Raw genomic sequence first — 11,238 nt, 5'->3', positions numbered from 1 at the left:
GCGCAGAGCCCTCGCCGAGCGGGAGCCATCCCGTCCGGCGGCGCCGCGCGGAGGAGGGCCGGCCGGTTCTCTCACCCCGGCTTCGCACCCCGGCTTCTCACCCCGGCGTGGCTCGACGAAGGGGAAGTCACGAGCGCTAGCGTTGGAGCCAACTCCAAGGTTTACTCTCGTTGCTGTGACCAACCACATGATGATCTCGGAGTTCGCGGCCCGCGCCGGAACGACGGCCGACACCGTCCGCTACTACGAACGCATCGGGTTGCTACCGGAGCCACGGCGCAGCGACAGCGGCTACCGGCTGTTCGGCGAGCACGACGTCGAGCGGCTGCACTTCGTCAAGCGCGCCCAGAGCTTCGGACTGCACCTCGACGAGATCGCAGCGCTGGTGCGGGCCCGTGACCGGGGGCTGTGCCCGTGCGGTCACGCCCGCGAGCTGCTCACCGACCGGTTGGCCGAGATCGAGGAGCAGCTGGAGTCGCTGAGCCGCCTCCGCGACGAGATCCACACGATGCTCGACGAGGGGGCCGTGGCCGGCGACGGGTGCTGGCCGTGCGGATCGTCCCTGCTCCAGATCCAGAAACTTCCGAGGGAGGTGAATCCATGACGACCCAGACCGAAGCGACCTGCACCTGCGGGTGCGGGGTCACCACGAACGTGACCGACGCGGCTGAGGGCTGCGCGTGCGGCTGCGCGTGCTGTTCCCCACCACAGTCGAAGGACGAGGAGGTCTCCGAGCTGCACCGTCTGCGCGAGGCGATCGAGACCCGACTCGACGAGCTCGGCGCCAGCTGATCGAACGGCTGGAGTTCCTTGGGGGGCCGCTGCCCCACGGGTAGCGGCCCTCGACACGTCCCGACACCGGCGACGTGATCGGGCCGTGCGCGTGGCCCGCGTGGCCCCACTATATGCGTTGCACACTTACCGGCTGGTCGCGCTGGTTCTAGCGTCCCGCCCGATCCAGCCGGGAGGGGCGCAGTGCGCAAGCTCGTCACGATCGCCGTCTGTGCCACGCTCGGGATCGTGGCCTGCGACCAGGGTCAGGAGCGGCAGCCGCCCCCGGGGGCGGGACCCACCGGGCCGGGGACGACCGCGACCGCCGAACCGGTCCGCGGCGGGACGCTGGCGGTGGCGATCTCGTCCGACCCCGGCCACCTCAACCCGGCGATCACCACCAGCGGCGCCACCCACACCGCGTCGGAGTTGCTGTACAACGGCCTGCTGGCCCTGGACGAGCAGGGCGAACCGCGCCCGGAGCTGGCGACCGACTGGGACGTCGAGGAGGACGGTGCGCTGTACCGCTTCCACCTCCGCGACGATGTCACCTGGCACGACGGCGAACCGTTCACCTCTGCCGACGTGAAGTTCTCGTTCGAGGAGGTTCTGCTGAACTTCCACGCCCGGACGAGAGCGTCGCTGTCGGGGGTGCTGGACACCATCGAGACGCCCGACGACCACACCGTGGAGTTCCGGTTCACCCAGCCCTACGCCCCGCTGCTCCTCCAGCTGGACGTCACCGAGGCGCCGATCCTCGCCGAGCACATCTACGCCGGGACCGACCCCCAGGAGAACCCGGCCAACACCGACCCGGTGGGCACCGGACCGTTCCGCTTCGGGTCCTACACCGAAGGGTCGGAGATCCGCCTGGAGCGGAACGACGACTACTTCGAACCCGACCTGCCGTTCCTCGACGCGGTCGTGATGCGAGTGATCCCCGAGCGGGCCACCGAGCTGCTCGCTCTGGAGCGGGGAGAGGTCGACTGGATCTGGAACGTGCCCGGACCCGAACTCGAGAGCGTCCGCAACAACCCCGACATCGAGACGGCGCAGACCGCGTCGAACCCGGGCGGATCCAACTGCATCATGACGGTGAGCTTCAACCTCGAGCGCCCGATCCTCGGTGACGTGCGCGTCCGGCGGGCGATCGCTCACACGCTGGACCGCCAACGTTTCCTCGACCAGATCGAGTTCGGACAGGGCCACGTCGCCGAGGCCCCGATCTCCCGCGGCATCCCGTGGGCGCACGCGGAAGACGTCGACATCCCCGAGTTCGACAGCGACGAGGCCGTCCGCCTCCTCGACGAGGTCGGGTGGCGCCAGCAGGACGGCGGCCCGCGCATGGCTGAAGGTGTGAACGGCATCGAGGACGGCACGCCACTGCGTATCGACTTCCTGGCCTTCCCGACCTTCGCCAGGTACGGCGAGCTTGTGCGTGAGCAGCTGGGAGCAGTCGGCATCGACGTGCAGTTGCGGCCGTTGGAGCCGCCGGTGTTCGCCGACACCGTGTTCAAGCAGGACGACTTCGACACGAACGTGATCTCCTACTGCAACGGCCCCGACCCCGAGATCGGCGTGCGGCGGATGTACGACTCGGCGCAGATCGGCGACGTCCCGTTCACCAACGCCGCCCACTACCGCAACGCCGAGGTCGACCGCCTCTTCGAGGAGGCGGTGCGTGCGATCGACCGTGACGAACGGTCGGACCTGTACCGCCAGATCCAGGAGATCGTGGTCCAGGACCTGCCGTACATGTGGTTGGTGGACAGCAGATCGACCCGCGCGTGGCGGGCCGAGTGTGGCGGCTTCCGGCCGTGGACCGGACACTTCGCCAAGGAGGCGTTCTGCAGGGAGTAGACCAGGATGGACCCGCGGTACCTGCTGCGGCGACTGGGGCAGGTACCGGTGACCGTGGCGGCGATCGTCGTCATGATGTTCGTCCTGGTCCACCTGGCGCCCGGCGATCCGATCCTGGCGCTGGCCGGGCAGTACGGCGACGCGGCCTACTACGCCGAGCTGCGGGCCAAGTTCGGTCTCGATCGACCGTTGCCGGTGCAGCTGGTGACGTACCTGGGCAACGTCGCCCGCGGGGACCTGGGCACCTCCTTCACGACGGGGCGGCCGGCAGCGTCGCTGGTGGCCGAGCGACTTCCGGCGACCATGCTCCTGTCCGCCACCGCGCTCGTCCTATCGAGCATGGTCGGGGTGGCGATGGGGACGGTGGCTGGGCGACGGCCGGGCCGTCCGGCCGACGTCACGCTCCGGGTCGGCGCGATCTGCGGGTACGCGGCGCCGTCGTTCTGGCTGGCGCAGCTGGCACTGATCTCGCTCGCGTTCGGCGCCGGTGCGTTCCCGGTCCAGGGCATGACCGACGCCCGCCGGTCGCTGACGGGGATCGCCAACCTCCTCGACGTCGTGCATCACCTGGCGTTGCCGGCCCTGGTCCTGGCCGCATCCGAGGTCGCGCTCACCACGAGGTTGGCCCGGACAGGCCTGATCGAGGCAGGACGTACCGAGTACATCCGCGCCGCCCGCGCCAAGGGACTGCCTGAGCGCCGCGTGACCCGCCACGCGCTGCGGACGGCGCTGCTGCCGCTGGTCACCGTGCTCGGCGGGCGGGTCGGGATGTTCTTCGCGGGGGCCGTGCTCGTCGAGATCGTGTTCGCGTGGCCGGGCCTGGGACGCCTGCTGTTGGGCTCCGCCCAGACCCGTGACTACCCGGTGCTACTGGCGATCTTCCTGGTCGTGTCGCTCGGGGTGGTGGTGGTCAACCTCGTCACCGACCTGCTCTACGGCTGGCTGGACCCGAGGATCCGCTACCGGTGACGCGACCGTGACCGACGGACCCGCGACGGCGTTGCCGCTGGGTCCCGTGCGCCTGCGACGGCTGGTTCGCAGCCCCGGCGGGGGGATCGGTGCGGCGCTGAGCGCCACGGTCGTCGTCGCGGCCGCGGTCGCCGGCTGGATCGCCCCCGGCGATCCCTTCGCGTCCGTGGCCCCGGCCCTGCAACCGCCTTCATCCACGCACCTGCTGGGCACCGACGACCTCGGCCGCGACCTGTTCACGGCAGTGGTGCACGGCCTGCGCACGTCGCTCCTGGTCGCGATCGCGGTGGCGACCGTCGCCGGCGCGGTCGGCGTGACGGTCGGCGGCGTCGCCGGGTACGTCGGTGGGCTCGTCGACGACGCGCTGATGCGTGCGACCGAGTTGGTGCAGGTCGTGCCCCGCTTCTTCCTCGCCGTGGTGGTGATCGCGCTGTGGGGCCCGGGGATGGACCACCTGATCCTGCTGCTCGGTCTGACGTCGTGGACGTGGACCGCACGGATCGTCCGCGCCGAGACCTACACGCTCCGCGAACGCGAGTTCGTCGACGCCGCCCGGTCGCTCGGGGGGTCACACCGACGGATCGTGGTCCGCCACGTGCTGCCCAACGCGCTACCGCCCACCGTCGTGATGCTGTCGGTAGTGGCGTCCAGCGCCATCCTGATCGAAGCGGGACTCGGTTTCGTTGGGCTCGGCGATCCCCAGGTCGTCAGCCTCGGTTCGCTGGCAAGTGACGCGCAGCGGTTCCTTCGGAGTGCGTGGTGGATGGCGCTCTTCCCGGGTGTGGCGATCGTGATCACGATCGTCGGGATCAACCTGCTCGGTGACGAACTCAACGATCTCCTGGACCCGCGCCTTGGCCGGTGAGAAGCGGTGGGGCCTCACACCGGCCGAGCGCTACCCTCGACGGTAGGAGGTGTGCACATGTTCGACTTCTTCAAGCGGATCCTCGGTGGCGGCCAGTCGCGTGAGGACCTGGAACGCGAGGCCGAGAACGAGATCCGGCGTGCCGCTGAGCAGGCCCACGCAGAACGCGGGCACCGGCCGTCCACAGGATGGCAGGGCCCGCCGGGGATGGGCGGCCAGACCTCGAGCCAGCGGTCTGAGCGTGGGTCGGCCGAGACGTGGTCGGGCCCTGGTCGACAGCGCGGGAGCGGGCGGAGCCCAGGCGTGAGCTCCCAGGTCAGCGACGACCTGCAGCGAGCCAGCAACCAGCTCCACGCCGACGAGGCGCGGAACAGGCCGCCGACCGGGTGGCAGGGAACGCCGTCGATGGGCGCCCGCCGCAGCCCGGCTCGCGAGGCGCCCTCGACGGCCGGCGGAGGGAGCGAGCCAGCAGCCGAGGACGCGCCCCGCCGCCAGCAACCCCGTGGGCGTGAGCGCGCGGACACGGCAGAGGTCGGTGGCGGCAACGGCGGGCCGCTGGACGAGAAGCTGCGGCAGGTCAGCGGCGTCGGCCACGCCAAGCAGAAGGCGCTGATCGAGCACTTCGGGTCGGTGGAGGCCATCCGCGACGCCAGCGTCGACGAGCTGACCGAGGTACCGGGGGTCGGTCGCCGCGTCGCCGAGCTGATCCACGACAGCCTGCGCTGAGGCGTCGGGTCGGGGCACGGGCTGCCCGCCGACCGGTTCGCGATCGGCGGGGTTGGGCAGTGACGTTCGCCCGCGTCGTCCGGGTGGTTACGGCGACGCCCCGGCGCCGGGCTCCACGGCCAGCAGTCGGGCCATGCGCCAGCGTTCGTCCGGACCGCGCTCCAGCCGTACGACCCGCACGAACGGTGGTCCGGCGGGGCGCTCGTCGATCACCGCGCCGTCCTGGACGAGTTGGCGGGCTCCCAGGCGGAGCGTCACCGCCAGGACGACCTCGTCCGGAGCGGGCTGGTCGCGGACCTCGACGTCGATCACCTCGTCGCCGTCCCAGACGTACCGGCGATCACGCGCGCGCATCTCCTCCAACTGGTCGCGGAGGACCCTGTTGCAGAAGCAGTCCTCGGTGTAGATGACGTCGACCAGATCCGGGTTGGGCTTGGAGTACAGGAACGCTTCGAACGCGTTGATCTCGCGCCAGATCGCCGGGAAGTCCTCGCCCGTGGTCTGTGGGGTGGGCGTGGCGGTCGGGGCGGCAGGAGGCGCTTCACCGGGCAAGGCCACCGTCCCGCCGGGCGTGGTCAGTCCCGCAGCCCACGCGGCCACCGCCAAGGCCAGGACGACGGCCGCGCCGATGCCGACACGGAGCGGGGTCAGGATATTCGGCATCATCTGTCCTCCACGGTCGTGTGGCTGGCCACCAGAGCGCCGCGGGTGGCCTCGCCCGCGTCCAGGCGCCCGAGCGAACCTGCCCGGAACTGGCTCCTGTAGAGATCCGCGTACACACCGCCGGCAGCCATCAGCTCATGGTGGGTGCCGCGCTCGGCGATCTGGCCAGCGTCGAGGACCAGGAGGACGTCCGCAGCGACCACCGTCGACAACCGGTGGGCGATCACCAGGCTAGAACGGCCAGCCAGCGCCTCCGCGAGCGCACGCTGCACCAGCCGTTCCGATTCGGAATCGAGGTGAGCCGTCGCCTCGTCGAGGATCACCACCGCCGGGTCCTGCAGCAACAGGCGGGCGATCGCCAGCCGCTGTTTCTCCCCTCCGGAGAAGCGGTACCCGCGCTGACCGACCACGGTGTCGTACCCGTCGGGCAGCGCGGCCACCTGATCGTGGATCTGCGCCGCACGCGCGGCGTCGATCAGCTCCTGCTCCGTGGCGTCGGGCTTGGCGAAGAGCAGGTTGCTGCGGACGGTGTCGTGGAAGAGGTGCGGATCCTGCGCCACCACACCGACAGCCGCGGCGAGGCTGTCGCGTGTCACCTCCCGGACGTCGTGGCCGTCGATGCGCACCGCCCCCTCGGTGACGTCGTACAGGCGGGCCAGGAGCATCGTGGTGGTGGTCTTGCCCACACCTGACGGCCCGACCAACGCGACCGTCTGGCCGGGATCGATCGTGAACGACACGTCACGCAAGACCCACCGGCGGTCGCCGTCGCTCTCGATGTGGTCCCCCGCCAGCGAGGGCAGCGTGACCTCCGCAGCGGCCGGGTAGCGGAACCACACCCGGTCGAACTCGACGTGGCCACGCGGTTGGGTCAGCGCGGCAGCGCCGGGCCGCTCGACGATCGCCGCGGGGAAGTCGAGCACCTCGAACACCCGTTGGAACGACACCAACGCCGTCGCCAGGTCCACGCGGGCGTTCGCCAGCATGGTCAGCGGGGTGTACAGCTGCGTGAGGTAGGCGCTGAACGCCACGATCGTGCCGAGCGACAGGGAACCCGCGATCACCGCCCGACCACCGACCCAGTAGACCAGCCCGGTACCCACGGCGGCGACCAGCGCGAACCCCACGTGGAACATGCGGCTGTACACGGCCGTCTCGACGCCCAGGTCACGGACGCGACGGGCCCGAGCGGCGAACCCGGCGATCTCACGGCGGGGTCGCCCGAGCAGCTTGACCAGGAGCGCCCCGCCCACCTGGAACCGCTCGGTGATGTCGGTCGCCATGGCCGCCTCCGCCTCGAGCTTCTCACCGAGGAGCCGGTGCAGCCGGCCGCGCATCCGGCGGGTCACGACCACGAACAGCGGGGCGATCGCCAACGCCATCAGCGTCAACCGGACGTCCAGGACCAGCATGGCGACCACGGTGACCGCCACGCCGAGGACCGTCTGGCCAACCGAGCTGATCGTCTCGGTGAACGCCCGGTGGCCGCCGACCAGGTCGCTGGTCAGGCGGCTGATCAGCGCGCCGGTCTGCGTGCGGGTGAAGAACGCGAAGGGCATGGCCTGGACGTGCTCGAACAGCGCCACGCGCAGGTCGAAGATCACCCGCTCGCCCAGGTGCGAGGAGAACCAGCGCGTCGCGATCTGGCTCGTGGTCGCCGCCACCGCGACCACCAGCACCGCCACCGCCAGGATGGTGAGCAACCCCAGCCGCTGGCCACCGATGGCGTCATCGATGATGGCGCGGTACAGCAGCGGTGGGACCGCGCTGAGGACCGCGGTGAGCGAGATCGTCGCCAGCAGTCCCGCCAGGTGGCCGCTGTAGGGCCGGGCCAGCCGCCACACCCGCGCGGCGAGGTCGCGCGAGACCCGGGCGGAGGGGTCGCTGCCTCTGGGGCCCAGTGCACGCCAGCTCGTGTACATCACCGCGCATCATGGCAGCTACCGACGCAGTGCGCGCCCCGGCGATCGGTGTGGCAGTCGCCGGCACAGGTACCGTGCGGGCATGCGGGTTGCGTTCGTCGGGAAGGGCGGGTCGGGCAAGTCCGCCATCGCCGGGACGTTCGCGCGTTTGCTGGCCCGCCAAGGCGATCCGGTGCTGATCCTGGATTCGGATCCTATGCCGGGCCTGGCGCTCTCGCTGGGGATGGACTTCACGGAGGCGGGCATCCCCGATGAGGCGGTCGTGGAGGGTCCGGAAGGCGGCCCCCGCTACGTCCTACGCGGCGACCTCTCCCCCGCCGAGGCGGTGCGGCGCTACGCCCCCGCCGGGCCCGACGGCGTGCGGCTGTTGCAGCTGGGCAAGCTCCGCGGCCACGCCAGCACCCTGGTCCGCTCGCAGTTCGCGTTCCGCCAGATCGCCGAACGCCTCAGCGACGGTGACTGGCACCTGATCGGGGACCTGCCCGGCGGCACCCGTCAGCCGTTCTTCGGCTGGGGGCAGTTCGCCCGCACGGTGCTGGTCGTGGTGGAGCCCACCGCCAAGTCCCTGCTGTCCGCGCGGCGCCTGGCGCGCCTGGGGCACGGCGAGGACGCCCCGCGGGTCGTGGCGGTCGCCAACAAGGTCCGCGACGACGCCGACGCTGAGCGGATCAACCAGCGGACCGAGCTCGAGGTCATCGCCGCGGTGCCGTGGGACGAAGAGTTGCTCCGCGCCGAGCAGCACGGCCGCGCCCCGGTCGAGCACGTCCCGAACTGCCCCGCGGTGGCGGCGGTAAGGTCGTTGGTGGAGCGGCTGCAGGCTGAGGAGGCACACACGTGAAGATCGCCGTCGTCGGCAAGGGCGGCTCGGGCAAGACGACCACGTCCGCGATCGTGGCGCGCACTCTGGCCCGCCGCGGCCGACCGGTCGTGGCGCTGGACTGCGACGCCAACGCCAACCTCGGACTGTCCCTGGGTGTCGGCGAGGGCGAGACCGAGCGGCTGGTGTCGCTGCGTCAAGCCGTGGATGAGGGCACGGAGGCGCACGCCACCGAGCCCGACGAGATGCTGGCCCGGTTCGGGTGCCAAGCCCCCGACGGCGTCCGGCTCGCGGTCGTGCACCGCATCGACAACCCGGTCTCCGGCTGCCCCTGATGCGGCCTGAACGCCGAGCAGTTGCTCGGCCAGGTCGAGGCCAACGGCCGCACGGTCGTCGCTGACTTCGAGGCCGGCATCGGGACGCTCAGCCGGATGAGCCCCGGGTACGTCGACACGGTCCTGGTCGTCGTCGAACCCAACCCCAAATCGATCGAGGTGGGCACCCGCGCCGCGGGTCTGGCACGCGACAAGCAGCTCGGGAGCGTGGTGGTGGTCGCCAACCGGGTGCGAGACGACGACGACCTCGCCCGGATCCGTGATGCCTTCGGCGACCGGCAGCAGCTGGTCGCGGTCCCCGACGACCCGGTGATCATCACCGCCGACCGTGAGGGTGTGGCACCGATCGACCTCGACCCGCACGCCCCAGCCGTGCGGGCCCTGGCCGGCCTCGTCGAGACCCTGGCCGGCGGCGGCCACGCGGTCAGCAGCGGCTGACGCGAGCCGGTCTGTCGCCCACCGCGCTACCGCCCGCTCGAGCCCAGGACCCACACACGGTGCAGGCTCCACCCCACCCGCTCGCCGGCGTGTGCCAGCGGTGGGCCAGGCAGCCGCACCGTGACCTCCCCCACGGTGGTCCCCACGCGGTAGTCGGTGTAGGGGCCGCGGTACCACGCCCGCCGGACCACACCGGGCAGTGGCCCACCGAGCGTGGTCCACTCGGGTCGGACCAACGCGCGGAGCGCTCCGCCGGTTGCTGGGGCTCCGTCGGTGGCCACGTCGACTTCGACGTCACCGAGGCGGACACGCGCTCCATCGTCGCGGTGGACCCTGTCGACCTGCAGCACCGCCGCCGGGCCGGTGAGCTCCGCGGCCCACAGGTCGACCGGCTGCTCGTACACCTGCTGTGGCGTGCCGATCTGCACCAGCCGCCCGTCGCGCAACAACGCCACCCGGTCGGCGACCGCCAGCGCCTCCGCCGCGTCGTGGGTGGCGTACAGCGCCGCCGCTTCGGCCTCCTGGCGACGTTCGGCCATCTCCTCCTGTAACGCCGCGCGCAGCGGTGTGTCCAGGTGTGCCGTCGGCTCGTCGAACAGGTACAGCCCCGCATCGCAGGCGAGCGCCCGCGCCAGGCCGACGCGCTGCTGCTGTCCACCGGACAGCTCGGCGGGGTGGCGGTCGGCCAGGGCGGCGATCGCCAGCCGCTCGAGGAGCGCGCGGGCCTGGCGCTCGGCGTCGGCGGGAGCGACCCCGCGGCGCCGCAGCGGGTAGGCGACGGTCTCCGCAGCGGTCATGTGGGGCCACAGCGCGTAGTGCTGGAACACCACCCCGACGCGGCGACGTTCTGGCGGTCGGTGCCGACCGGGTCCGGCGACCTCTTCGCCGGCGATACGCACGCTCCCCGCGGTCGGGGTGATGAACCCTGCGACCGCGTACAGCAGGGTGGTCTTCCCCGAGCCGGACGGTCCGAGCAGCGCGATCGCCTCACCTCGGCCGACGGTGATGTCGAGTTCGTCCACGACGGGGGTGTCGCCGTAGGACACGACCACACCGCGGCACTCCAGCGCCGCCGCTTGATCCGGTGGCGGCTGCCTCACGTCCGAGGCCGCAACAGAACGAACAGCGGCGCGGACCCGACCAACACCAGCGCGGTCAGAAGAACCGCCAGCGCCGACGTCACCGTCACGTCACCGAGCTGCAGGGTGTTCAACACCACCACCGCCAGCGTTTCGCTCCCGGGTCCGTACAGCAACGCCGACATGGTCAGCTCGTGCACGGCGGTGACGAACACCAGCAGCCACGCCCCGGCAAGCGCCGGCCGCAACAGCGGTGCGGTCACCGTCCGCAGGTTGGTCACGGCCCCCGCCCCGCTGGCACGCGCGGCGCGGGACAGATCAGGGGGAAGGCCCTCCACCGCGCCAGCGATGGTGCGGTGGCCGAGTGCCCACAGCTTGGCCACGTAGGCCACGAGGATCAGCAGGAGGGTGTCGCGCAGCCAGTGGCCGTAGGCCAACAGCACCGCGACGGCGAGCGCGGAGCCGGGCACCGCGAACGTCAGGATCGCCGCCGTGCCCAGGGCCCGGCCAGCACGGCGACGGTGCAGCGAAGCCAGCAGTCCGCCCAGCAGCACCGCCGCCGTGGCGGTCGCCACCGCCAGCACCATGCTGTTGCGCAACGCTCTCACCGCCGTGACCGACAGCGCCTGGGAGAAGTTCGCCAGCGTCCAGTTCCCCGGGACCGGCGCGAGCCCGGCACCCCGCGTGACCGCCGTCAGGAGCAGGGCGCCCAGCGGCACCACGGCGGTGACCGCCAGGTACGCGCCGAGCGCGACCGCCGGTCCCCAGCGGCGGCGGACGGCGGGGACCGCAC

At 71.7% G+C, this 11,238-nt stretch carries 13 protein-coding genes; 9 read left to right on the top strand and 4 right to left on the bottom strand.

Annotated features, from left to right (window positions below; genetic code table 11):
• Positions 1–175 precede the first annotated feature (175 nt).
• From M3N57_01705 to M3N57_01680, 6 genes are all read left to right on the top strand, one after another.
• Positions 176–604, top strand: a complete 429-nt coding sequence (locus M3N57_01705; GenBank protein ID MDP9021420.1) for a heavy metal-responsive transcriptional regulator — start codon at positions 176–178, stop codon at positions 602–604.
• Positions 601–792, top strand: coding sequence for a hypothetical protein (locus M3N57_01700; GenBank protein MDP9021419.1), 192 nt, complete (start codon positions 601–603; stop codon positions 790–792). Before M3N57_01705 ends, M3N57_01700 begins: the two co-directional genes overlap by 4 nt.
• A gap of 183 nt (positions 793–975) precedes the next feature.
• Positions 976–2,631, top strand: a complete 1,656-nt coding sequence (locus tag M3N57_01695) for an ABC transporter substrate-binding protein (GenBank protein ID MDP9021418.1) — start codon at positions 976–978, stop codon at positions 2,629–2,631.
• A 6-nt stretch (positions 2,632–2,637) separates the two neighbouring features.
• Positions 2,638–3,600 (top strand): ABC transporter permease, encoded by a 963-nt coding sequence (locus M3N57_01690; protein MDP9021417.1) that lies wholly within the window; start codon positions 2,638–2,640, stop codon positions 3,598–3,600.
• A gap of 7 nt (positions 3,601–3,607) precedes the next feature.
• Positions 3,608–4,465, top strand: a complete 858-nt coding sequence (locus M3N57_01685; GenBank protein MDP9021416.1) for an ABC transporter permease — start codon at positions 3,608–3,610, stop codon at positions 4,463–4,465.
• 57 nt (positions 4,466–4,522) lie between these two features.
• Positions 4,523–5,191, top strand: a complete 669-nt coding sequence (locus M3N57_01680) for a helix-hairpin-helix domain-containing protein (GenBank protein ID MDP9021415.1) — start codon at positions 4,523–4,525, stop codon at positions 5,189–5,191.
• Positions 5,192–5,278: 87 nt separating this feature from the next.
• Here M3N57_01680 and M3N57_01675 read toward each other — a convergent pair whose 3' ends face one another.
• A complete protein-coding gene (locus tag M3N57_01675) occupies positions 5,279–5,854 on the bottom strand; it encodes a hypothetical protein (protein MDP9021414.1) in 576 nt (191 codons plus the stop codon).
• Positions 5,854–7,776 carry an ABC transporter ATP-binding protein/permease gene (locus M3N57_01670; GenBank protein MDP9021413.1) on the bottom strand — a complete coding sequence of 641 codons (1,923 nt, stop codon included), beginning with the start codon at positions 7,774–7,776 and terminating at the stop codon, positions 5,854–5,856. The genes M3N57_01675 and M3N57_01670 overlap by 1 nt, the downstream gene beginning before the upstream one ends.
• 82 nt (positions 7,777–7,858) lie before the next feature.
• Here M3N57_01670 and M3N57_01665 point away from each other — a divergent pair, with 82 nt between their 5' ends.
• Genes M3N57_01665 through M3N57_01655 form a run of 3 tightly spaced genes read left to right on the top strand, consistent with a single transcriptional unit; the run spans position 7,859 to position 9,366 of the window.
• Positions 7,859–8,614 (top strand): P-loop NTPase, encoded by a 756-nt coding sequence (locus M3N57_01665; protein MDP9021412.1) that lies wholly within the window; start codon positions 7,859–7,861, stop codon positions 8,612–8,614.
• A complete protein-coding gene (locus tag M3N57_01660) occupies positions 8,611–8,928 on the top strand; it encodes an AAA family ATPase (GenBank protein ID MDP9021411.1) in 318 nt (105 codons plus the stop codon). The genes M3N57_01665 and M3N57_01660 overlap by 4 nt, the downstream gene beginning before the upstream one ends.
• Before the next feature lie 21 nt (positions 8,929–8,949).
• A complete protein-coding gene (locus M3N57_01655; protein MDP9021410.1) occupies positions 8,950–9,366 on the top strand; it encodes a hypothetical protein in 417 nt (138 codons plus the stop codon).
• A 26-nt stretch (positions 9,367–9,392) separates the two neighbouring features.
• On the opposite strand, the gene M3N57_01650 is transcribed toward M3N57_01655, so the two are convergent.
• Positions 9,393–10,466: an ABC transporter ATP-binding protein gene (locus M3N57_01650; GenBank protein MDP9021409.1), complete on the bottom strand. Its 1,074-nt coding sequence runs from the start codon at positions 10,464–10,466 to the stop codon at positions 9,393–9,395.
• A partial coding sequence (locus M3N57_01645) for an ABC transporter permease subunit (GenBank protein MDP9021408.1) occupies positions 10,463–11,238 on the bottom strand: 776 nt, incomplete at its 5' end. The genes M3N57_01650 and M3N57_01645, both read right to left, overlap by 4 nt.

Source organism: Actinomycetota bacterium (assembly GCA_030776725.1).
Lineage (GTDB): Bacteria > Actinomycetota > Nitriliruptoria > Nitriliruptorales > JAHWKO01 > JAHWKW01.
Note: the sequence above shows the minus strand (reverse complement) of the source record. Positions and strands in the feature narration are given on the sequence as shown.

Coding starts and splice junctions, on each gene's coding strand:
- M3N57_01690 (MDP9021417.1), top strand. CDS start 2,638: ATGGACCCGCGGTACCTGCTGCGGCGACTGGGGCAGGTACCGGTGACC.
- M3N57_01670 (MDP9021413.1), bottom strand. CDS start 7,776: ATGTACACGAGCTGGCGTGCACTGGGCCCCAGAGGCAGCGACCCCTCC.
- M3N57_01700 (MDP9021419.1), top strand. CDS start 601: ATGACGACCCAGACCGAAGCGACCTGCACCTGCGGGTGCGGGGTCACC.
- M3N57_01680 (MDP9021415.1), top strand. CDS start 4,523: ATGTTCGACTTCTTCAAGCGGATCCTCGGTGGCGGCCAGTCGCGTGAG.
- M3N57_01675 (MDP9021414.1), bottom strand. CDS start 5,854: ATGCCGAATATCCTGACCCCGCTCCGTGTCGGCATCGGCGCGGCCGTC.
- M3N57_01665 (MDP9021412.1), top strand. CDS start 7,859: ATGCGGGTTGCGTTCGTCGGGAAGGGCGGGTCGGGCAAGTCCGCCATC.